20 protein-coding genes are annotated in these 20,986 nt (G+C 65.8%); 10 read left to right on the top strand and 10 right to left on the bottom strand.

Annotated elements, in window-relative coordinates:
* Nucleotides 1-122 precede the first annotated feature (122 nt).
* Nucleotides 123-3,143, bottom strand: a complete 3,021-nt coding sequence (ydiJ, locus tag ACDI39_RS25140) for a D-2-hydroxyglutarate dehydrogenase YdiJ (protein WP_253081473.1) — start codon at nucleotides 3,141-3,143, stop codon at nucleotides 123-125.
* 175 nt (nucleotides 3,144-3,318) lie between these two features.
* Between ydiJ and ACDI39_RS25135 the strand changes: the two genes are divergently transcribed.
* A complete protein-coding gene (locus ACDI39_RS25135) occupies nucleotides 3,319-4,203 on the top strand; it encodes a LysR substrate-binding domain-containing protein (RefSeq protein ID WP_253081472.1) in 885 nt (294 codons plus the stop codon).
* Between the two features lie 145 nt (nucleotides 4,204-4,348).
* Here ACDI39_RS25135 and ACDI39_RS25130 read toward each other — a convergent pair whose 3' ends face one another.
* The 6 genes from ACDI39_RS25130 to ACDI39_RS25105 form a co-directional block, all read right to left on the bottom strand.
* Entirely contained in the window at nucleotides 4,349-5,767 is a 1,419-nt protein-coding gene (locus ACDI39_RS25130; RefSeq protein WP_225789372.1) for an amino acid permease, read from the bottom strand.
* Between the two features lie 675 nt (nucleotides 5,768-6,442).
* Complete coding sequence (rluB, locus tag ACDI39_RS25125) at nucleotides 6,443-7,507, bottom strand: 23S rRNA pseudouridine(2605) synthase RluB (protein WP_225789737.1); 1,065 nt, start codon at nucleotides 7,505-7,507, stop codon at nucleotides 6,443-6,445.
* Nucleotides 7,508-7,694: 187 nt separating this feature from the next.
* The gene (scpB, locus tag ACDI39_RS25120; RefSeq protein WP_225789738.1) at nucleotides 7,695-8,459 is read right to left on the bottom strand and encodes an SMC-Scp complex subunit ScpB; all 765 of its coding nucleotides are present in this window, start codon (nucleotides 8,457-8,459) and stop codon (nucleotides 7,695-7,697) included.
* Nucleotides 8,460-8,480: 21 nt separating this feature from the next.
* Nucleotides 8,481-9,308, bottom strand: a complete 828-nt coding sequence (locus tag ACDI39_RS25115; protein WP_486537148.1) for a segregation and condensation protein A — start codon at nucleotides 9,306-9,308, stop codon at nucleotides 8,481-8,483.
* The gene (locus tag ACDI39_RS25110; RefSeq protein WP_225789739.1) at nucleotides 9,305-9,934 is read right to left on the bottom strand and encodes an L-threonylcarbamoyladenylate synthase; all 630 of its coding nucleotides are present in this window, start codon (nucleotides 9,932-9,934) and stop codon (nucleotides 9,305-9,307) included. Before ACDI39_RS25110 ends, ACDI39_RS25115 begins: the two co-directional genes overlap by 4 nt.
* A 13-nt stretch (nucleotides 9,935-9,947) precedes the next feature.
* Nucleotides 9,948-10,808, bottom strand: a complete 861-nt coding sequence (locus tag ACDI39_RS25105) for a PHP domain-containing protein (RefSeq protein ID WP_225789740.1) — start codon at nucleotides 10,806-10,808, stop codon at nucleotides 9,948-9,950.
* Between the two features lie 67 nt (nucleotides 10,809-10,875).
* Between ACDI39_RS25105 and ACDI39_RS25100 the strand changes: the two genes are divergently transcribed.
* The 6 genes from ACDI39_RS25100 (at nucleotide 10,876) to ACDI39_RS25075 (ending at nucleotide 15,243) form a co-directional block, all read left to right on the top strand.
* The gene (locus ACDI39_RS25100; RefSeq protein WP_225789741.1) at nucleotides 10,876-11,472 is read left to right on the top strand and encodes a septation protein A; all 597 of its coding nucleotides are present in this window, start codon (nucleotides 10,876-10,878) and stop codon (nucleotides 11,470-11,472) included.
* 1 nt (nucleotide 11,473) lies between these two features.
* Entirely contained in the window at nucleotides 11,474-11,773 is a 300-nt protein-coding gene (locus ACDI39_RS25095) for a YciI family protein (protein WP_225789742.1), read from the top strand.
* Nucleotides 11,774-12,176: 403 nt separating this feature from the next.
* On the top strand, nucleotides 12,177-12,563 hold the full coding sequence (locus ACDI39_RS25090) for an SH3 domain-containing protein (RefSeq protein WP_225789743.1): 387 nt from the start codon (nucleotides 12,177-12,179) through the stop codon (nucleotides 12,561-12,563).
* A 7-nt stretch (nucleotides 12,564-12,570) separates the two neighbouring features.
* Nucleotides 12,571-13,248: a response regulator transcription factor gene (locus ACDI39_RS25085; protein ID WP_225789744.1), complete on the top strand. Its 678-nt coding sequence runs from the start codon at nucleotides 12,571-12,573 to the stop codon at nucleotides 13,246-13,248.
* Between the two features lie 174 nt (nucleotides 13,249-13,422).
* Nucleotides 13,423-13,839: a Spy/CpxP family protein refolding chaperone gene (locus ACDI39_RS25080; RefSeq protein ID WP_225789745.1), complete on the top strand. Its 417-nt coding sequence runs from the start codon at nucleotides 13,423-13,425 to the stop codon at nucleotides 13,837-13,839.
* A gap of 69 nt (nucleotides 13,840-13,908) precedes the next feature.
* Complete coding sequence (locus ACDI39_RS25075; protein ID WP_225789746.1) at nucleotides 13,909-15,243, top strand: sensor histidine kinase; 1,335 nt, start codon at nucleotides 13,909-13,911, stop codon at nucleotides 15,241-15,243.
* Between the two features lie 32 nt (nucleotides 15,244-15,275).
* Here the strand turns inward: ACDI39_RS25075 and ACDI39_RS25070 are convergent, their stop codons facing one another.
* Nucleotides 15,276-15,833, bottom strand: a complete 558-nt coding sequence (locus tag ACDI39_RS25070; RefSeq protein ID WP_225789747.1) for a nitroreductase family protein — start codon at nucleotides 15,831-15,833, stop codon at nucleotides 15,276-15,278.
* A 183-nt stretch (nucleotides 15,834-16,016) separates the two neighbouring features.
* Here ACDI39_RS25070 and ACDI39_RS25065 point away from each other — a divergent pair, with 183 nt between their 5' ends.
* On the top strand, nucleotides 16,017-17,471 hold the full coding sequence (locus ACDI39_RS25065) for a TrkH family potassium uptake protein (protein ID WP_225789748.1): 1,455 nt from the start codon (nucleotides 16,017-16,019) through the stop codon (nucleotides 17,469-17,471).
* 16 nt (nucleotides 17,472-17,487) lie between these two features.
* On the opposite strand, the gene ACDI39_RS25060 is transcribed toward ACDI39_RS25065, so the two are convergent.
* Nucleotides 17,488-18,540: an AraC family transcriptional regulator gene (locus tag ACDI39_RS25060; RefSeq protein ID WP_225789749.1), complete on the bottom strand. Its 1,053-nt coding sequence runs from the start codon at nucleotides 18,538-18,540 to the stop codon at nucleotides 17,488-17,490.
* Nucleotides 18,541-18,695: 155 nt separating this feature from the next.
* Between ACDI39_RS25060 and ACDI39_RS25055 the strand changes: the two genes are divergently transcribed.
* Nucleotides 18,696-19,007, top strand: coding sequence for an Mpo1-like protein (locus ACDI39_RS25055; RefSeq protein WP_225789750.1), 312 nt, complete (start codon nucleotides 18,696-18,698; stop codon nucleotides 19,005-19,007).
* Nucleotides 19,008-19,190: 183 nt separating this feature from the next.
* Here the strand turns inward: ACDI39_RS25055 and ACDI39_RS25050 are convergent, their stop codons facing one another.
* Nucleotides 19,191-20,006, bottom strand: coding sequence for a UDP-2,3-diacylglucosamine diphosphatase (locus ACDI39_RS25050; RefSeq protein WP_225789751.1), 816 nt, complete (start codon nucleotides 20,004-20,006; stop codon nucleotides 19,191-19,193).
* A 168-nt stretch (nucleotides 20,007-20,174) separates the two neighbouring features.
* Here ACDI39_RS25050 and ACDI39_RS25045 point away from each other — a divergent pair, with 168 nt between their 5' ends.
* The gene (locus tag ACDI39_RS25045; protein ID WP_225789752.1) at nucleotides 20,175-20,939 is read left to right on the top strand and encodes a helix-turn-helix domain-containing protein; all 765 of its coding nucleotides are present in this window, start codon (nucleotides 20,175-20,177) and stop codon (nucleotides 20,937-20,939) included.
* Nucleotides 20,940-20,986: the final 47 nt, after the last annotated feature.

Genomic DNA, 20,986 nt, shown 5'->3' with positions numbered 1-20,986 from the left:
GGGCCGCTCTGCAGCCCATCGTCGACAAGCCGGCTCCCCCAGGGTTGCGAGTCGCTCGCAAACGCTGTGGTTTGCAGGGCCCTGTGGGAGCGGGCTTGTCGGGGCGCGAGGCGCCCCTTCTTTCAGCGCTGCGCGTACTGCAACACCACCTCCAGCGGATGCCGCATCTGCCGCTCGGTCATGCGCTTGACCTGGCTGCGGCACGAATAGCCGGTCGCCAGCGCCTCCCCTTCCTTGTCCAGCTTGGTCGCCCAGGACTGCTCGAAGATGGTCCGCGAGGTCTCCTGGTTGCGCGCCTCATGGCCATAGGTGCCCGACATGCCGCAGCAGCCAGTGGCCTCGGTGACCAGCTTCAGGCCCAGACGGGCGAACACCTGCTCCCACTGCCGGGTGCTGGCCGGCACGTTGGTCTTCTCGGTGCAGTGGGCCATCAGGCGGAAGCTGCCACTATTGCCCTCGGCCTGCTCGGGCAGCACGTCCATCAGCCACTCCTGGGGCAGCAGCACCTTCGGGCAGCCATCCAGCCCCTCCACCTTCTGGTACTCCTGGCGGTAGACCAGGGTCATGGCCGGGTCCAGCCCCACCAGCGGCACACCACAGTCGGCCAGGGCCTTGAGCTGGGTGGCGTTGCGGATCGCCGCCTTGGCGAAGGCACCGAGGAAGCCCTGCACGTGCAACGGCTTGCCATTGGCGCTGTAGGGCGCCAGGAACACACGGTGGCCGAGGCGATGGGCCAGTTCGATGAATGCCGCCAGCAGCGGCGTCTCGAAGTAACGGGTGAAGGCGTCCTGGACCAGCACGATGCTGCGCTCGCGCTGGGCCGGGGTCAGTTCGCGCAGGGCTGGCACGCTGGCCACGGCGACACGGCAACGGGTCAGGGTCGACTGGAAGTTGAAGCGGCTGATCAACGGGCTGTCGACCATGCCGACCTTGTCCGCCAGCAGCCGGCTCACCCATTTCGACCCCATCACCGCGTTGTACAGCCCCGGCGCGTGGGCCAGGTAGGGAATGGTGAATTCCAGCGAACCGATCAGGTAGTCACGCAGCGGGCGCTGGTAGCGGCCGTGGTACAGCTCGAGGAAACGCGAGCGGAAGTCCGGCACGTTGACCTTGATCGGGCACTGCCCCGCGCAGGACTTGCACGCCAGGCAGCCGGCCATGGCGTCGTAGACCTCGTGGGAGAAGTCCTCCTGGCCCTGGCTGCGCGCCCGGTTGTTGCGCAGCCGCGCCGGCAGGCCCTTGAGCCAGGACACCTTGTTGCGCGCCGCCGCCAGCACGTCGATATCCGCCGCCCCCTGCAGGCGCAGCCATTCGCGGATCAGCGAGGCACGGCCCTTGGGCGAATGCTGGCGCTCGCGAGTGGCCTTCCACGACGGGCACATGGCATCGTTGGGGTCGTAGTTGTAGCAGGCGCCATTGCCGTTGCAGTGCACGGCGCTGCCGAAGCTCTGCCAGACCCGCTCGTCGATGGTCCGGTCGAGGTCGCCGCGCAGGGTCACGCCATCGACCCTGGTCAGGCCTTCGGCGTTGTCCGGCGGCGTGCAGATCTTGCCCGGGTTGAGCTGGTTATGTGGGTCGAAGGCCCCCTTCAAGCGTTGCAGCGCGGGGTACAGTTCACCGAAGTACTCCGGCACGTATTCCGAGCGCAGGCCCTTGCCGTGCTCGCCCCAGAGCAGGCCGCCATAACGCTGGGTCAGCGCCGCCACGGCATCGGAAATCGGCTTGACCAGCGCGGCCTGGGCCGGGTCCTTCATGTCCAGGGCCGGGCGCACGTGCAACACGCCAGCATCGACATGGCCGAACATGCCGTAGGCCAGGCCGTGGCCGTCGAGCAAGGCACGGAAGTCGGCGATGTAGTCGGCCAACTGCTCCGGTGGTACCGCGGTGTCCTCGACGAACGGCTGCGGCCGGACCTCGCCCTCGACGTTGCCCAGCAAACCCACCGAACGTTTGCGCATGGCATAGACACGGGTCACCGCCTCGGCGCCCTCGGCCAGGGTATGGCCCAGGCGCTCGACACTGGTGTCGGCCTTGAGGTGGGCGATGAAGGCCTCGACCCGGGCGTTGACCTCGGCCGGCTCGTCACCGCAGAACTCCACCAGGTTGATGCCCAGGGTCGGACGCTCCGGGTCGGCCGGGAAGTATTCGGCGACGCTGTGCCAGACGATGTCCTGCATGGCCAGCATCAGCACCTTGGAATCGACGGTCTCGATCGACAGCGGCTTGTGCGCCATCAACGCATTGGCGTCGCGCAGGGCATCCATGAAGCTGGTGTAGCGTACGTTCACCAGTACCGCGTATTTGGGGATCGGCAACACGTTGAGCTTGGCCTCGACCACGTAGCCCAGCGAGCCCTCGGCGCCGCACAACACGCTGTTGAGGTTGAAGCGGCCCTGCTCGTCGCGCAGGTGGGCCAGATCGTAGCCAGTCAGGCAGCGGTTGAGCTTGGGGAAGGTACTTTCGATCAATTCGCCCTGGGTCTGCTGGATCTCTCGGGCCATGCGGTACACCTCGCCGACCCGGCCAGGCGCGGCACAGGCCTGCTCCAGCGCCTGGTCGTCGATCGGCAGGCTGTGCAGGCGTTCGCCGCCGAGCAGCACGCTGTGCAGCTCGAGCACGTGGTCGCGGGTCTTGCCATAGGTGCAACTGCCTTGGCCGCTGGCATCGGTGTTGATCATGCCGCCCACGGTGGCGCGGTTGGAGGTGGACAGTTCTGGGGCGAAGAACAGCCCATGGGGCTTGAGCGCAGCATTGAGCTGGTCCTTGACCACGCCGGCCTGGACCCGCACCCAACGCTCCTCGACGTTGATCTGGAGGATCTTGTTCATGTGCCGCGACAGGTCGACGACGATACCGTCGGTCAACGACTGGCCGTTGGTCCCCGTGCCGCCGCCGCGCGGGGTCAGCTTGACCTGGCGAAAGCGCGGCTCGGCCATCAGCGCCGCCACCCGCGCCACATCGTCGGCATCCTGCGGGAACACCGCCGCCTGGGGCAGGCGCTGGTAGATGGAGTTGTCGGTGGCGAGCACCGTGCGGGTGCCGTAGTCGGCACTGATCTGGCCACGGAAGCCGCTGGCACGCAGGGCGTCGAGAAATTCAGGGTAGTTGGCGCTAGGGGCGCTGGTCGGCAACTGGGCGATCATCGATGGATGGCCTCTTGATATTGGCTAGGTCACGGGCATTCGGGTGCAGCTGCAGGGCGTTCCCCTGCAGTTCCGGTATGTATGTTTCAAGACCGGATGACGGATGTGCCAATGTTCCTGTACTTTCCAGCCAGGGGCAAACGGATATTCCTGCCGCTATCGATGAGCTTTATGAATGAATTACCGCCACCTGACACCCTCGATGTCGCTGTTGTTGGCCTTCGAGGCCGCCGCCCGGCACGAAAGCTATACCCGCGCCGCCGCCGAGCTGTCGCTGACCCAGAGCGCGGTCAGCCGGCAGGTGCAGGCCCTGGAGCAGCAGCTTGGGCTGACGCTGTTTCGCCGCGAGGGGCGCCAGGTCCAACTGACCGATGTCGGCCGCCTGTACCAGCGCGAACTGAGCGAAGCCCTGGGCCGCATCCGCAGCGCCACCTTGCAGGCGCTGGCCTATCAGTCCGGCGTCGGCACCCTGCGCCTGGCCACCCTGCCCACGTTCGGCTCGAAATGGCTGCTGCCGCGCCTGCATGCGTTCTACAGCGCCCACCCAGGGATGCTGGTACACATTCATTCGCGGATCGAAGCCATCAACTTCGACACCAGCGAGATCGACGCCGCCATCGGCGTGGCGACCCATGACCTGCCGGGGTTGATCTGCCATCGGCTGCATGCCGAGGAGCTGGTGGTGATCCTGCCACCGGAGGCTGCGGGCGACCCGCAAGGCTGGAGCCCGGCGCGCATCAGCGAGCAGGTGCTGCTGAATGTCGCCAACAACCCCCATGCCTGGGGCGAATGGTTCTCCCACCACGCCCTGGCGCACCGAGCCATGCGCCTGGGGCCGAGCTTCGAGCTGACCTCGCACCTGATCCAGGCGGTACGGGCCGGGATCGGCATCGGCCTGGTGCCGCGAATCTTGGTGGAGGAAGAGCTGGCCAGCGGGGAGCTGTTCAGCGCCGGGTTGCCGTTCGCCAGCCAGCGCAGCTATTACCTGATCTACCCACCGCGCAACGAGGCATTGCCATCGTTGCGGGCGTTTCGCAGCTGGTTGCTGGAGCAGATCTGAGCCTATTGGGTGGGCACTATTTTCACCGCCCTTTGGGGCGCGAAGCGGCCCCGAAATTACACTGCCCGACATTAGCCGACCCTGACAGCAAAAAACCCGATGCCAGTCACCTGGCATCGGGTTTCCCAAGCCTGCGCCTGAGCGCTTACTTGGCCACGCTACCCACCGCAGCGTGGCGCTGCTGGCCACGCTTGCTCTTGAGCAGGTAGCACACGTACATCACCACCAGCCACACCGGAATCGCATACACCGAGATCTGGATCCCCGGAATCTGCAGCATGATGCCCAGGATCAGCACCACGAAGGCCAGGCACAGGTAGTTGCCATAGGGGTACCACAGCGCCTTGAACAGCGGCTTCTGGCCGGTACGGTCCAGGTGCTGGCGGAACTTCAGGTGCGAGTAGCTGATCATCGCCCAGTTGATCACCAGTGCCGCGACCACCAGCGACATCAGCAGCTCCAGGGCGTGCTGCGGGATCAGGTAGTTGAGCAGCACCGCCACCAGGGTGACGCCCGCCGACGCCAGGATCGAGCGTACCGGTACGCCACGCTTGTCGATCTTCGCCAGGCCCGCCGGAGCATCGCCCTGCTCGGCCATGCCGTAGAGCATGCGCGCATTGCAGTAGGTGCCGCTGTTGTACACCGACAGTGCCGCGGTCAGGACCACGAAGTTCAGCAGGTGGGCGGCCACGTCGCTACCCAGCAGGGAGAAGACCTGGACGAATGGGCTGCTGCCGTAGCTGCCGCCAGAGGCATCGATGCTGGCCACCAGGCTGTCCCACGGGGTCAGCGAGAGCAGCACCACCAGGGCGCCGATGTAGAAGATCAGGATACGGTAGATGACCTGGTTGATCGCCTTGGGGATCACGGTACGGGGCTTGTCGGCCTCGGCTGCGGTGAAGCCGAGCATTTCCAGGCCGCCGAAGGAGAACATGATGATCGCCAGGGCCATGACCAGCCCGCTCACGCCATGGGGGAAGAAGCCGCCATGGGCCCAGAGGTTGGTGACCGAGGCTTCAGGGCCGCCGCTGCCACTGGTCAGCAGGTAGGCACCCAGGCCGATCATGCCGACGATGGCCAGGACCTTGATGATCGCGAACCAGAACTCGGCCTCGCCGAACACCTTGACGTTCATCAGGTTGATGGCGTTGATCAGCAGGAAGAAGGCAGCCGCCGTGACCCAGGTGGGGATCTCCGGCCACCAGTAGTGGACGTACTTGCCGACCGCCGACAGCTCCGACATGCCGACCAGGATGTACAGCACCCAGCAGTTCCAGCCGGACAGGAAGCCGGCGAAGCCACCCCAGTACTTGTGGGCGAAGTGGCTGAAGGAGCCGGCCACCGGTTCCTCGACGATCATCTCGCCCAGTTGGCGCATGATCATGAAGGCGATGAAGCCGCAGATGGCATAGCCGAGGATCATCGACGGACCGGCGGACTTCATCACGCCGGCCGAGCCCAGGAACAATCCGGTACCGATCGCGCCTCCCAGGGCGATCAGCTGGATATGGCGGTTTTTCAGGCCCCGCTTGAGCTCGCCTGACTGCATGTTGTGTCCACTCATGAACGAAGTCACCTGCTTGTTTTTATCTGTGACGGAATCGGACCCACCGCGCTCGTGGCGCAGCGGAATGGGCAAGGTGGTTACCTTGGGTTTCTCGGGACTCGGGCAAGAGCCCTGGGCGGATCAACCGGGAGTCGGCGAGAGTGCGTGGTACGCATAGGGGTCACAGGTAAAACGCGGCGCATTGTATACCCCTGCGCACGCGCAGGCGTCAACGCGTTGCGTCGTTTCCTGATGAAAAAACGCACCGGTCCTGGGGGGAAAGCCTGGAAAGGCGGAGTGATCGGCGTACATGGCGCCTCCATTTGTTGTTTTCGATGCCCGGCTCTGCGGCCCGGGCCTTGCACACGGCAATGGCGCTATATCAACGCGGGGCGAGGGTTTGGACAAGGGGGCGGGAGGGGCGGGAAAAGCGCTGGGACGGCGGATGCGGCAAGTTCTGTTTACAGGCGGGGGAAAGAGTAGGGAATTCACCCTGATTCGTAAAAAAATCCTTACAAGGCGGTGTGAAAAGTTTCCGCTGCTTGAAGAAATATCTGTGGGATCAGGTAGTTAGGGACTGCCCATTTGCGCCCCTATCGCGACACAAGGCCGCTCCCACAGGCACAGCGCTGTGCCTGTGGGAGCGGCCTTGTGTCGTAATAGGGGCGCGAAACGGCCCCAGGCAATCGCTGCTCAGCCGCGCGGCTTGCCGCGACCACGCCCCACGGGCTTGTCGCCGTCGGGCCGGGCCGGGCGCTTGCGCATCTCGCTCGGACGCTCCGCCACGGTGCTACCGCGACCACCCTTGCGCGGTGCGGCCTCTTCGCGAGCAGGGCGCGCCGGACGCTCGGCCTGGCCCTCATGGGCCGGACGCAAGGTACGCACACGCTCGCCACGCCCCAGCGGGCGGGTGGACTTGCGCTGCATGCGCTCGAGCTTGTCCTTGGCCTTGAGGTTCAATGCCGGCAGCGCCACCGGCTGCAGCCCGACCTCGGCGGCGAGGATGTCGATCTCGCCCTGGGTCATCTCGCGCCAGCGCCCCATGGGCAGGTCGGCATTGAGGAACACCGGACCGAAGCGTACCCGCTTGAGGCGGCTGACCACCACGCCCTGGGATTCCCACAGGCGGCGTACCTCACGGTTGCGGCCTTCCATCACCACGCAGTGGTACCAGTGGTTGAAGCCTTCACCGCCCGGAGCCTTCTGGATATCGGTGAACTTGGCCGGGCCGTCCTCGAGCATCACGCCGGCCTTGAGTCGCTCGATCATGTCGTCGTCGACCTCGCCGCGCACCCGTACCGCGTACTCGCGGTCCATCTCGTAGGACGGGTGCATCAGGCGGTTGGCCAGCTCGCCATCGGTCGTGAACAGCAACAGGCCGGTGGTGTTGATGTCCAGGCGGCCGATGTTGATCCAGCGGCCTTCCTTCGGCCGCGGCAGGCGGTCGAACACGGTCGGGCGGCCCTCGGGGTCGTCACGGGTGCAGATCTCGCCATCGGGCTTGTTGTACATGATCACCCGGCGGGTCGCCTCGGCGGCTTCCACGCGCTTGATCAGCTTGCCATCGACGGCGATGGCGTCGTGCAGGTCGACGCGCTGGCCGAGGGTGGCTTCGACGCCATTGACCTTGATCCGGCCCTGGCTGATCCAGGCCTCGACATCACGGCGCGAGCCGACGCCAATGCGCGCCAGCACCTTCTGCAGCTTTTCGCCGGACGGCGGGGTAGGTTGGGTTTCCTGCAGGTCTTTGTCACTCATCTGGGCACCTCCCGGTGTATGTAGTGAAATCGGTCTTGGCGACGGATGCGCCAAAGGGGCGCGCATCATACGCGGTTCGACGGGCGAACGCACTGGAGACTAGCGGGTTTTCTTGCGCGCGCCCCGGTTTTCCGCCCGAAGGTTTTCGGCAGGTCATGCCGGGCCGCCGCGAATGGGCCGGCACCGCCTACGACTTAGGTTCGTCCTCGACCTCGGCCTGCGGGGCCTCATCGCGCAAATCGTCGAAATCGGTCTTGAGCCCCTCTTCCATGGCATCGAGCTCCACCAGCAGGGTGCGGAAACTGGTTTCCTCGGCAGGCGGCGCAGCCTCGCCCTCCTCGCCCAGGCTGGCATCGGCCAGGGCCTGCAGGTGCGCAGGCACCGCGGCCTCGTCGGGGTCGAGCAACGGCCCCGGCTCCAGTTCGCGCAGCTCGGCCAAAGGCGGCAGCTCGTCGAGGCTCTTGAGATTGAAATGGTCGAGGAACGCCTTGGTGGTGGCGAACATGGCCGGCCTGCCAGGTACCTCGCGGTAACCGACGATACGGATCCACTCGCGCTCCATCAGGGTCTTGATGATGTTGCTGTTGACCGCTACGCCACGCACGTCCTCGATCTCGCCGCGGGTGATGGGCTGGCGGTAGGCGATCAACGCCATGGTCTCCAGCAGGGCACGGGAATAGCGCTGCGGACGCTCCTCCCACAGCCGCCCGACCCAGGGTGCGAAGTCCTCGCGGATCTGCAGGCGGTAGCCGGTCGCCACCTCCTTGAGCTCGAAGGCACGGCCGCTGCAGGACTTGCCCAGGACCTCCAGGGCCTTCCGGAAGACAGCAGGCGCCGGGCGCTCGGCTTCCTCGAACAGCTCGTACAAGCGCTCCAGGGATTGCGGCTTGCCGGATGCCAGGAGGAAGGCCTCGATCAGCGACGCCAGGTCGCGGGGTTCGTTCAGGTTCATCGTATGGGGGCTGGCTCGTTGTCACTCGGCCCGGGCACGGACATGGATCGGGGCGAAGGGCTCATTCTGCACCAGTTCGACGAGCGATTCCTTCACCAATTCGAGAATCGCCATGAAGGTGACCACCACGCCGAGCTTGCCCTCCTCTGCCGTGAACAACTCGACGAAGGGCACGAAGCCGCCCCCCTTCAGGCGCTCGAGCACTTCGCTCATGCGCTCGCGGGTAGACAGCGCCTCGCGGGTGACCTGGTGGCTTTCGAACAGGTCGTTGCGGCGCATCACCTCGGCCATGGACACCAGCAACTCTTCCAGGCTGACCTCGGGCAACAGCTTGCGCACCTTGGCCTGGGGCGCGTCGAGGCGCGGCACGACGATCTCGCGGCCGACCCGGGGCAACTCGTCGATGCCCTCGGCGGCGGCCTTGAAGCGTTCGTACTCCTGCAGGCGGCGGATCAGCTCGGCGCGCGGGTCGCCCTCCTCTTCCTCCACTTCGCTGGAGCGCGGCAACAGCATGCGCGACTTGATCTCCGCGAGCATGGCGGCCATCACCAGGTACTCGGCGGCCAGCTCCAGGCGTACGGACTTCATCAGTTCGACATAGGCCATGTACTGGCGGGTGATCTCCGCCACCGGGATGTCGAGGATGTCGATGTTCTGCTTGCGGATCAGGTACAGCAGCAGGTCCAGCGGGCCCTCGAAGGCCTCCAGGAAGACTTCCAGCGCATCCGGTGGAATGTACAGGTCCACCGGCAGCTCGGTCACCGCCTCGCCGTAGACCAGCGCCAACTGCAGTTGCTGGGGAGCCTCGGCGTCGCTGGGCGGCGCCTCGGGCGCATCCACCTGGCTCACGCGAGCGCCAGGAACGGCGCGGGGTCGCCGCAGCCGACGCGGATCACTTCCGGTTCGTCGCCGGCCAGGCTGATCACGGTCGAGGCCTTCAGGTCGCCGAAACCACCGTCGATGATCAGGTCGACGTGGTGCTCCAGGCGCTGGCGGATCTCGTAGGGGTCGGTCATCGGCTCTTCGTCCCCCGGCATGATCAGGCTCACGCTCATCAACGGCTCGCCCAGCTCTTCGAGCAAGGCCAGGACGATCGGGTTGGACGGCACCCGCAGGCCGATGGTCCGGCGTTTCTCGTGCAGCAACAGCCGTGGTACTTCGCGCGTGGCATTGAGGATGAAGGTGTACGGCCCGGGGATGTGCGCCTTGAGCAGGCGGAAGGTGGCCGTGTCGATCTTGGCGAACAGGCCCATCTGCGACAGGTCGCAGCACAGCAGGGTGAAATTGTGGTTCTTGTCCAGTTGGCGCAAGCGCCGGACCCGCTCCACGGCGGTCTTGTCACCGATCTGACAGCCCATCGCGTAGGCCGAGTCGGTGGGGTACACCACCACGCCACCCTTGCGGATGATCTCGACGGCCTGCTTGATCAGGCGTGCCTGCGGATTTTCCGCATGGATCTGGAAGAATTGGCTCACGTAGTCGTCCTGTTCATACCGCCATAGGCTGTTCATGGCTGAATCGGCGCCACAAAGGTGGCAGGTCCTCGGGCAGTGGCCGGTAGGCACCGATCTCGCCCCAGGTGCCGGGGCCGTGGAAATCACTGCCGGCGCTGGCCAGCAGACCGAACTCACGGGTGAGGATGGACATCGTGCCCACCTGCTCGGCCGGCATCATCCCGTTGACCACCTCAAGCGCCTGCCCGCCTGCCTGAATATAGTCGGCAATCAGCCGTCTGCGCTTGCTGCGTGTGAGTTCGTAGTGCATGGGATGGGCCAGGCTCACCCATGCGTTGGACTGGCGCAGGGTCGCGACGGTTTCCTCGAGCGTCGGCCAGTGCAGCTTGACGTCGCCCAGCTTGCCGGCGCCCAACCACTTGCGGAAGGCCTCGCCGCGGTCCTTGACGTGCCCGGCACGCACCAGGAACTCGGCGAAGTGCGGGCGTGCCGGGGCGTTGTCGCTGTCGCCCAGCGCCTGCTGCACGGCACGCGCGCCTTCGAGGCTGCCCGGCATGCCCTTGGCCGCCAGGCGCCGGTCGATTTCCTCGGCGCGCAGCCAGCGGCCACGGTGCAAGGCCTCGATGGCCTCGAGCAGCGGCGCTGCGTCGAGCGGGAAGTGATAGCCCAGCACATGGATGGTGGCGCCACCCCAGGTGCACGACAGCTCCACACCACTGACCCATTGCATGCCTCGCTCGCGGCAGGCCTGGCGCGCCTCGGGCAGGCCCTCGATGGTGTCGTGGTCGGTGAGCGCCAGTGTCCGCACGCCGTGCTCATGGGCCCGGGCGACCAGTGCCGAGGGCGACAGGGCGCCGTCGGAGGCCGTGCTGTGACAGTGCAGATCAACATTCATGGAGGAGCGCTTTCGCTGGAATCGATGTTTGATATTATGCCGTCACATCCCGCTTCTGGCTGCCACTGTGAAACAATTCATCGATTTCATCCCGCTGCTGCTGTTCTTCATCGTCTACAAGCTCGATCCGCGCCCCCTCGAAATCGCCGGCCATGGCTTCGAGTTGGGCGGCATCTACAGTGCCACGGCGGTGCTGATCATCAGCTCGCTGGTGGTCTACGGGGCGCTGTTCGTGCGCCAGGGCAAGCTGGAAAAAGGCCAGTTGCTGACCCTCGTGGCCTGCCTGGTGTTCGGCGGCCTGACCCTCGCCTTCCACAGCGAGACCTTCCTCAAGTGGAAGGCCCCGGTGGTCAACTGGCTGTTCGCCCTGGGCTTCGCCGCCAGCCACTTCATCGGCGACCGGGTGCTGATCAAGCGCATCATGGGCCATGCCGTGGCCCTGCCCGACGCCATCTGGACACGCCTGAACCTGGCCTGGATCGGCTTTTTCCTGGTCTGCGGCGCGGCCAACCTGTTCGTCGCCTTCACCTTCCAGGACATCTGGGTCGACTTCAAGGTGTTCGGCAGCCTGGGCATGACCGTGATCTTCCTGGTGGCCCAGGGCGTGTACCTCTCGCGCCACCTGCACGACAGCGATCCCTCCACCTCCAAACCCAAGGATTGACATGCTCTACGCCATCATTGCCAGCGACGTCGAAGGTTCCCTGGAAAAGCGCCTGGCCGCCCGCCCCGCGCACATCGAGCGCCTGCAGCAGCTCAAGGCCGAAGGCCGCGTGGTACTGGCCGGCCCGCACCCGGCGATCGACAGCAACGACCCGGGCGAAGCCGGCTTCAGCGGCAGCCTGATCGTCGCCGAGTTCGATTCCCTGGCCGCGGCCAAGGCCTGGGCCGATGCCGACCCGTACGTCGCCGCGGGCGTCTACGACAAGGTCGTGGTCAAGCCGTTCAAGCAGGTCCTGCCCTGAGCAGCGAGACGACCTCGGTGCCGGCCTGAGCCGTTTTTGGGGCCGCTTCGCGCCCCATCGCCGGCAAGCCGGCTCCCACACAGGCTGTGTGAAAACCTCCAATGCTTTTTCAGGATCGCGCTTCTACGCGAAATCTGGAAAAGCTTGGCTGCTCAACTCACCCAGAATACGCGTAGAAGCGCGATTTTTAGGTTATTTTTTGAACAGCCCGATTGCTCGGAGGGTTTTCACACAGCCTGCACAGGGATAGCGTTGAACGTGAGGCTTGCGCCATCCTGTGGGAGCTGGCTTGCCAGCGATGGGCTGCAAGGCAGCCCCAAGCTGCAGCCACCGCTGCCCTTCGGCTCATCTATTCCGACGAACGGCCGACAACCTCCTGAACCGATAGGAATCAGGAGTTCCAATGCGTCAAGGTCCGATGTCCCTGCTGCTTTGCCTGTTGTTGCTGTCCCCTTTCGCCACTGCCCAGCAACCCTTGTCGCTGGAAGCCGGTGCCCGCATCACCGAGCTGCAGCAGCGCCTGGAAGAGAGCGAGAGGCAACGCGCCACGCTCGCCCAGCAGTTGCAGAACGCCGACAGCGAGCGGCTGGATGCCCAGCTCACCCGCCTGCGCCAGGAGAACCAGCGCCTGAAGCTGGCGATCAAGGAACTGCAGGCCAGCCCTGCCCAGGCCCTGCTGACCGACCAGCAGCTGTGGTTCCTGATCGGTTCGGCCGTTGCACTGTTGTCGGCCGTCTGCGGTATCTTTGCCAGTGGCGGACACAGGAGACGCCGTCAATGGTTGAATTGAGTGAGTCATGAGCGAGCTGTTACTGATTGATGATGACCAGGAACTCTGCGAGCTGCTCGGCAGCTGGCTGGTCCAGGAAGGTTTTGCGGTACGCGCCTGCCACGACGGCCAGAGCGCGCGCCAGGCCTTGGCCGAGCACGCCCCTTCGGCGGTGGTGCTGGACGTGATGCTGCCCGATGGCAGCGGCTTGGAGCTGCTCAAGCAACTGCGCAGCGAGCATGCCGACCTGCCGGTGCTGATGCTCTCGGCGCGGGGCGAGCCGCTGGACCGCATCCTAGGCCTGGAGCTTGGGGCCGACGACTACCTGGCCAAGCCCTGCGACCCGCGCGAGCTCACCGCCCGCCTGCGCGCCGTGCTGCGCCGCAGCCACCCGGCGGCCAGCAGCAGCCAGGTCGAGGTCGGCGACCTGACCTTCAGCCCTGCACGGGGTGTGGTCAGCATCGACGAGCGCGAGATGACCCTGACCCTTTCCGAGAGCCGCATCCTCGAAGCCCTGCTGCGCCAACCGGGCGAGCCACTGGACAAGCAGGAGCTGGCGCAGGTCGGCCTGGGACGCAAGTTGACGCTGTACGACCGCAGCCTGGACATGCACGTCAGCAACCTGCGCAAGAAGATCGGCCCACACGCCGACGGCCGCCCCCGCATCGTCGCCCTGCGCAGCCGGGGCTACTACTACAGCCTCTAACCAAGCTGCAAGCTAGAAGCAGATCACGCGACCGACACCGATCCGCTCTTGTCTTGCAGCTTGAAGCTTGGAGCTGTCTTTACCCAGCCTTTACCGTCCGCTGACCGCCCTTGACCTTGATCTCCCTAGACTGGGCTCATCCGGTAATCACCGGCCCATGAAAGGAGAAACACCATGCGCAAGACCCTTATCGCCCTGATGTTCGCCGCCGCCCTGCCGACCGTAGCCATGGCCATGCCCGACGGCGGCCCGCGCCACAACGGCCCGCATCATCGCGGTGACGCGCCTTTCGCCCAGCTGGACCTGAGCCGCGAGCAACGCCAGCAGATCGGCAAGCTGATGGGTGAGCAGATGAAGCAGCGCCGCGACATCACCCAGCGCTACCTGGACAAACTGCCCGCGGCCGAGCAGAAAGCCCTGAAGGACGAGCTCAAGGCCAGCCACGACAAGACCCAGGCCGACATCCGCGGCCTGCTCAAGCCTGAGCAACAGAAGAAGTTCGACGAACTGCAGAAGAAACGTGCCGAACGCAAGGCCGAGTGGAAAGAGTTCCAGGCCTGGAAGGCTGAAAAAGCCGGCAAGGCCCAGTAAGCTGTCCCCCCCCTGCCCGGCCCGCTCCCATGCGGGCCGGGTTTTGTCCGTTCGTTGGAGGAGCCTGTCTTGCGTTCACTGTTCTGGCGCATCCTGGCCAGTTTCTGGCTGGCCATTACCCTGGTCGCCGGCCTGTCGATCCTGCTCGGCCACATGCTCAACCAGGACGCCTGGATCCTCAGTCGCCACCCTGGCCTGAACACCCTGGCCAGCCACTGGGCCCGGCATTACGAACAGGAAGGCAGGGAATCCGCCCAGCACTTCCTGGAACGGCGCAAACAGCGCTTCAAGATCGATGTCCAGGTGCTCGACGACAGCGGCGAGGCCGTGGTGCCTGGCACCTTCCCGCGCCGTGCCGCAGCCTTCGAGGCGCGCCAGCACAACGATCAGCGTCGCCTGCCCTGGCGTCGCCTGACCGAGGAATACACCAGCCCCTACAGCGGCGAGACTTACCTGCTGATCTACCGCATTCCCCACCCGGCGCTGGACGCCTGGCACCGCGAGAGCCTGCTCTGGCCGCTCAGTGCCCTGGGCATCGCCCTGGTGGTACTGACCCTGTTCAGCCTGCTGGTGACCCTGTCCATCACCCGCCCACTCAGCCGCCTGCGCGGCGCGGTGCACGACCTTGGCCAGACCAGCTACCAGCAGCACAGCCTGGCCCGTCTGGCCGCCCGGCGCGACGAGTTCGGCGTGTTGGCCAACGACTTCAACAAGATGGGGGCGCGCCTGCAGAGCCTGATCGGCAGCCAGCGCCAGCTGCTGCGCGATGTGTCCCACGAACTGCGCTCGCCCCTGGCGCGCCTGCGCATCGCCCTGGCCCTGGCCGAACGCGCCGGCCCCGAGCAGCGCCAGACGCTATGGCCACGCCTGACCCGCGAGTGCGACCGCCTGGAAGACCTGATCAGCGAGATCCTCGCCCTGGCCCGGGTCGATGCCGAGCAGGCCCACAGCGAGGCTGTCGACGTCAACGCCCTGCTCGGCAGCGTGCGCAAGGATGCCCAGCTCAGCGCCCCGGAGCAGGACGTGCGCCTGGAAGCCACGCCCGGCCTGACCTTGCAGGGCTGGCCAACGCTGATCGAACGTGCCGTGGACAACCTGCTGCGCAATGCCTTGCGCTTCAATCCGCCGGGGAAACCGATCGAGATCCGTGCCAGCCGTGAACAAGACCGCGTAGTACTGAGTGTGCGCGACCATGGCCCTGGGGTAGCCGAGGAGCACCTGGCGCAACTGGGCGAGCCTTTCTTCCGCGCACCGGGGCAGGAGGCGCCAGGGCACGGCCTGGGGCTGGCCATCGCCCGGCGAGCGGCGGAGCGCCATGGGGGCAGCCTGGTGCTGAGCAATCACCCGCAGGGGGGCTTCATCGCCAGGCTGGAGTTACCCCTGGCCGAGGCGATGGGCAGTTGAATCCCGGGGGCACGAAGCGGCCCCCAAAACCCTCATTCGCCCCAGGCACTGACGAACTGGGCAGTCTCCAGCACCGGCGCGGTCCGCGGCTCGCTCACCGGCGTGCCCAGGTACAGGTAGCCGATCAGTTCCTCGTTGTCCGCCAAGCCCAGCCCCCGATGCACATGGGCATCGAACGCCATGTCGCCCGTGCGCCACACCGCGCCGATACCCTGGGCATGGGCGGCGATGAGAATACCGTGTGCCGCACAGCCCGCGGCCAGGCGCTGCTCCGACTTGGGCACCTTGAAATGATCCTGCAGGCGTGCGATCACCACGACCAGCAGGGGCGCCCGCAGCGGCATGGCGCGCGCCTTGTCCAGCGCGGCCTGGCTGGCATCGCCCTTGTTCTGCACGGCTTCGGCGAACAGCTCACCGAGCTTTTCCCGGCCCGTCCCCTCGATGGTCAGGAAGCGCCAGGGGCGCAGTTGGCCATGGTCCGGGGCACGCAGCGCCGCCTGGAACAGCGCCTCGCGCTGGGCGGCATTGGGCGCCGGGTCGGTGAGGCGTGGCACGGAAACACGGTTGAGCAATGCGTCGAGAGCCTCCATAGGCTACCCTCCTGGCAAACGAAATGTGCGGCCATTCTCAAGCTGCGAGCGACAAGCTGCAAGCTTCAGGAAAAAGCCGGCCATGCACAGCCCGCTGTTTCTTGCAGCTCGCAGCTTGTCGCTTGCAGCTGCCTGACCCACAGGTAGAATGGCGCCCTTCCGTTTCGAGTCAGAGCAGATCACATGGCGTTGCCGACCTTAAGGATCATTGGTTTCATCATCGGCATCTTCCTGATCACCCTGGCGGTCAGCATGGTCGTGCCCATGGCGACCCTGGTGATCTTCGAGCGCACCGGCGACATGCCGTCGTTCCTCTGGTCGAGCCTGATCACCTTCGTCGCCGGCCTGGCCATGGTCATCCAGGGCCGCCCCGAACACGTGCGCCTGCGGCCTCGCGACATGTACCTGCTGACCGTCAGCAGTTGGGTGGTGGTGTGCGTGTTCGCCGCCCTGCCCCTGCTCCTGACCCAGCACATCAGCTATACCGACGCCTTCTTCGAAAGCATGTCCGGCATCACCGCCACCGGCGCCACGGTGCTCAGCGGGCTGGACAACATGTCGCCAGGGATCCTGATGTGGCGCTCGATGCTGCACTGGCTCGGCGGCATCGGCTTCATCGCCATGGCGGTGGCGATCCTGCCGCTGCTGCGCATCGGTGGCATGCGCCTGTTCCAGACCGAGTCCTCGGACCGCTCGGAGAAGGTCATGCCACGCTCGCACATGGTCGCCAAGTCGATCGTGCTGGTGTACATCGGCATCACCCTGCTCGGCAGCCTGGCTTTCTGGTGGGCCGGCATGACCCCGTTCGACGCCGTCAACCACGCCATGTCGGCGATCTCCACCGGCGGCTTCTCCACCTCGGATCAATCCCTGGCCAAGTGGGACATGCCGGCGGTGCACTGGGTCGCGGTGGTGGTGATGATCCTCGGCAGCATGCCGTTCACCCTGTACGTGGCCACCTTGCGCGGGCACCGCAAGGCACTGTTCAAGGACCAGCAGGTCCAGGGCCTGCTCGGCCTGCTGGTCGCGACCTGGGTCGTCCTTGGCACCTGGTACTGGGCCACCACCAGCCTGCCCTGGCTCGACGCCTTGCGCCACGTGGCACTGAACGTCACCTCGGTGGTCACCACCACCGGCTTCGCCCTGGGCGACTACAGCCTGTGGGGCAACTTCTCGCTGATGCTGTTCTTCTACCTGGGCTTCATCGGCGGCTGCTCGGGGTCGACCGCTGGCGGGATCAAGATCTTCCGCTTCCAGGTGGCCTACATCCTGCTCAAGGCCAACCTCAACCAACTGATCCACCCGCGCGCGGTGATCAAGCAAAAGTACAACGGCCACCGCCTCGACGAGGAGATCGTACGCTCGATCCTGACCTTCTCGTTCTTCTTCGCCATCACCATCTGCATCATCGCCCTGTTGCTGTCACTGCTGGGCGTGGACTGGATGACCGCCCTGACCGGCGCCGCCGGCACCGTCTCGGGCGTCGGCCCTGGCCTGGGCGAGGTGATCGGCCCGGCCGGCAACTATGCCAGCCTGCCGGACGCGGCCAAGTGGATCCTCGCCGGCGGCATGTTGCTCGGCCGCCTGGAGATCATCACGGTGCTGGTCTTGTGCATGCCGGCATTCTGGCGTCACTGACCCAGGATACGCCCCGCTAGTGGGGCGCGTGCCGCTGCAACGGGGGCGCGAACGAAGCCGCCCCGGCACCGAGGCGGGCACGGTACTCGCTGGGCGTGACGTCGAACCAGCGCCGGAACGCCCGGAAGAAATTGCTCGGATCGGCGAACCCCAGCAGGTAGGCGCTTTCCAGCAAAGTCATGCCGGGCTGGGCCAGGTACTGCTCGGCCAGCTCCCGACGGGTATCGTCGAGCAAGGCCTGGAAGCTCGTGCCCTCCTCCTGCAGGCGGCGCTGCAGGGTCCGCTGGGACAGGTGCAGGGCCTGGGCGACCGTCTCGCGCTTGGGCTCGCCCTGGGGCAGGATGCGGCACAGCACCTGGCGTACCCGGTGGGTCACCCGGCTTTCCGAGAAACGCGCCAGGTATTCCCCGGCAAAGCGATCGTGCAGGATGGCCATGGCCTCGTTGGCGGTGGGCAGCGGCGCCTCCATGTCGGCACGCTCCAGCACCAACGCATCATGGGGCGCACCGAACACCAGCGGCGCATGGAAGGCTACCTTGTACGGCTCGACGTTCTTCGGCTGCGGCCCCTGGATCAGCACCCGCCGCGGCTGGACCGCCCGCCCGCTGAGCCAGGTGCACAGCGACAACGCGCAGGCCAGCGACGCCTCGGCGCTGTGGCGGGTCGGGGGCAGATGGTCACCGTGCACGGTCAGCGTCAGGACATAGCCGTCCGGCTCCAGGCGGAAACTCAGGTCGGAACTCTCGGCGATGATCCGCTGGTAGCGCACCAGGCGCTCGAAGCCCTCGGCCAGGGTGCGGCTGGACATCAGCGCATAGCCCACCACGTGGAACGAGGCCGGACGCACCACCCGCGCCATGTTCAGGCCGATGGCCTCGTTGCCGGACAGCTCCACCGCCAATTGCCAAAGGCGGGTCATGTCGTCCTGGGGGAAACGTGCGTCCGGGTCGTCGAGGGCGGCGAAGTCCAGCCCGAGCTGCTTGAACATGGCCCGGCAATCGAGCCCTTCCAGCTCGAGCGCCTTGACGATCCCTGATGCCCAGCTGGCTGACGTGGTTCTTTCACTCATGACAGGCTTCTTGTGCTGACCGCTCCTGCGGTGAACCCAAAGGATACTCATTTGGCGCCTATTGTCACTGGCCGGCTCCGCCAATGACTCTAGACTCGAATCAGGCTCCACGCCGTGTATCCTGTCCAGAACGCGAATCCTCCGGGAGCACAGCCATGAACCGCAGAGCGCAGTTCCGCAGTTTTGCCGAGTTCTACCCTTATTACCTGGGGGAGCACAGCAACCCCACCTGCCGTCGCTTGCACTTCGTCGGCACCAGCCTGGTCATCGCCCTGCTGGCCTATACCTTTGCCAGTGGGAGCTGGTGGTTGCTGCTGGCGGTGCCCGTGGCAGGCTATGGCTTTGCCTGGGTTGGGCATTTCTTCTTCGAGAAGAACCGTCCGGCGACGTTCAGCCATCCGCTGTATAGCCTGATCGGCGACTTCGCCATGTTTCGCGATATTTTGCGGGGCAAGATCGGTCTCTAGAGAGGTGACTGGCTGGTCAGACTCTTGTCAGGAGCTTGCAGCTCGTCACTGCATCTCCCCACCAGTATTGAGATGGTGTGAATATCCATTCGCGGCGGTGATGCCACTGATGCTTTTCGCCTTTACGGCGACCTACTTTTGCTCGCGGGCAAAAGTAGGCATGGACCTGCCCCTTAACGAGACCTACACCGCTTCCTGCACCCCGACCTGCCGCTCGGCGGCTTCGCGCGCCTGGGCCTCGGCGAAGCGGTACAGCTCGATGCTGCCATCCCAGTGTTCGATCAGGGCGGTGCAGGATTCCACCCAGTCGCCGCAGTTGAGGTATTCCACCGCGCCAACCTGGCGGATCTCGGCATGGTGGATGTGCCCGCAGACAACGCCATGGAAGCCACGCCGGGTGCACTCGTGGGCGATGGCGTCCTCGAAATCGCTGATGAAGTTCACCGCGCCCTTGACCTTGTGCTTGAGGTACGCCGACAACGACCAGTAACCATAGCCATAACGGGCCCGCCAGTGGTTGAGCCAGCGGTTGAGCACCAGGGTGAACTCGTAGGCGCGGTCGCCGAGGAAGGCCAACCAGCGGTGGTAGCGGGTGATCACGTCGAACTGGTCGCCATGGATCACCAGCAGGCGCCGGCCATCGGCGGTCAGGTGTTCCGCCTCGTCCACCAGTTGGATGTTGCCCAGGACCAGCTTCGAGTAGCGGCGCAGGAATTCGTCATGGTTGCCAGTGACGTAGATCACCTCGGTACCGCGCTTGCTCATGGTCAACAGGCGGCGGATGACGTTGGTGTGTGCCTGGGGCCAGTAGATGCCGCCGCGCAGCTTCCAGCCATCGATGATATCGCCGACCAGGTAGAGGCGGTCGGCCTGGTAACGCTTGAGGAAATGCGACAGGTGCTCGGCCTGGCAATCCCGGGTGCCCAGGTGCACGTCGGAGATCCACAGGGTGCGCACGCGCTGCTTGCGTGACGGGCGGGCGAGTTCGACGTGGGTCATGGGGTGGCCTCCGGCGCTGTTTGCTGGAGACTGGCAGGTCCAGGTGACAGGCTGGTGGCAGTCGCGTGACGGCTGGTCGTGCGTTGGCAAAAGCGCTGTGGAAACCGGCTTGCCAATGATCAGGCCCCGCCCGCTGTGTACAATGGTGCCCTGCCCAGGAGGCCCCCCATGCACACAGGCCCGCTCCTTTCCCTGCGCCATTACCGCGATGACCTGATCGCCCACAGCCATGAGCACCCACAACTGGTGTTCGGCCTGCGCGGGCGCCTGGACTTCGAGGTGCAAGGCCGCGGCGCACGGATCGACCGCCAGGACCTGATGGTGGTGCCGGCCGGCACCCACCATACCTGTGGCAGTACGGCCGGCAGCCATTGCCTGGTGCTGGACATCCCGGGCGAACACTGGTTACGCGAACAACTGGGCGAGCACGCCGACACCAGCCGCCGCCTGCTCGATCGCCCCGGCACCCTGGGCCTGGACAGCCGCCAACAGCAGTTGGTGGACTGGCTCGCCGCCAGCCCCGTGGACGACCCGCTGATCGCCCGCCAGGGCGCGGCCCTGCTGCTGGCCAGCCTCAACGCCCATGCCGCGCCCGGCGTGCCGCAACGGCGCCTGCCCTACGCGGCGTTCGATACCCATATCGAGCAGCATGCCGCCTACCCCCTGCAAGTGGCCGATCTGGCCCGCCTGGCCGGCCTCTCCACGGCACGCCTGCATGCGCGCTTCACCGCCGAATGCGGCCTGACACCCATGGACTACATCCGCCAGCGCCGCCTGCTCAAGGCTCGTCGCCTGCTCAAGGAAACCCAGCTGCCGGTCGGCGAGATCGCCGCCCAGGTCGGTTATAGCTCGCAGAGCGCCTTCAGTGCCGCCATGCTCCGAGACTTCGGCCACTCACCCATGGCCTTGCGCCGCGAGCCTGACGACAACTGACGCGAGGATGGCGACAGACACCCGCTGGCCATGCTCGTAGACTGACA

This window comes from Pseudomonas sp. Tun-23181 (assembly GCF_057415455.1).
The sequence above is the reverse complement of the archived record's forward strand: the minus strand, read 5'-3'. Positions and strand labels throughout refer to the sequence as shown.

Coding starts and splice junctions, on each gene's coding strand:
- ACDI39_RS25090 (WP_225789743.1), top strand. CDS start 12,177: ATGCGTCAAGGTCCGATGTCCCTGCTGCTTTGCCTGTTGTTGCTGTCC.
- ACDI39_RS25130 (WP_225789372.1), bottom strand. CDS start 5,767: ATGAGTGGACACAACATGCAGTCAGGCGAGCTCAAGCGGGGCCTGAAA.
- rluB (WP_225789737.1), bottom strand. CDS start 7,507: ATGAGTGACAAAGACCTGCAGGAAACCCAACCTACCCCGCCGTCCGGC.
- ACDI39_RS25135 (WP_253081472.1), top strand. CDS start 3,319: ATGAATTACCGCCACCTGACACCCTCGATGTCGCTGTTGTTGGCCTTC.
- ACDI39_RS25095 (WP_225789742.1), top strand. CDS start 11,474: ATGCTCTACGCCATCATTGCCAGCGACGTCGAAGGTTCCCTGGAAAAG.
- ACDI39_RS25105 (WP_225789740.1), bottom strand. CDS start 10,808: ATGAATGTTGATCTGCACTGTCACAGCACGGCCTCCGACGGCGCCCTG.
- ACDI39_RS25055 (WP_225789750.1), top strand. CDS start 18,696: ATGAACCGCAGAGCGCAGTTCCGCAGTTTTGCCGAGTTCTACCCTTAT.
- ACDI39_RS25080 (WP_225789745.1), top strand. CDS start 13,423: ATGCGCAAGACCCTTATCGCCCTGATGTTCGCCGCCGCCCTGCCGACC.
- scpB (WP_225789738.1), bottom strand. CDS start 8,459: ATGAACCTGAACGAACCCCGCGACCTGGCGTCGCTGATCGAGGCCTTC.
- ACDI39_RS25045 (WP_225789752.1), top strand. CDS start 20,175: ATGCACACAGGCCCGCTCCTTTCCCTGCGCCATTACCGCGATGACCTG.
- ACDI39_RS25050 (WP_225789751.1), bottom strand. CDS start 20,006: ATGACCCACGTCGAACTCGCCCGCCCGTCACGCAAGCAGCGCGTGCGC.
- ydiJ (WP_253081473.1), bottom strand. CDS start 3,143: ATGATCGCCCAGTTGCCGACCAGCGCCCCTAGCGCCAACTACCCTGAA.
- ACDI39_RS25065 (WP_225789748.1), top strand. CDS start 16,017: ATGGCGTTGCCGACCTTAAGGATCATTGGTTTCATCATCGGCATCTTC.
- ACDI39_RS25085 (WP_225789744.1), top strand. CDS start 12,571: ATGAGCGAGCTGTTACTGATTGATGATGACCAGGAACTCTGCGAGCTG.
- ACDI39_RS25060 (WP_225789749.1), bottom strand. CDS start 18,540: ATGAGTGAAAGAACCACGTCAGCCAGCTGGGCATCAGGGATCGTCAAG.
- ACDI39_RS25070 (WP_225789747.1), bottom strand. CDS start 15,833: ATGGAGGCTCTCGACGCATTGCTCAACCGTGTTTCCGTGCCACGCCTC.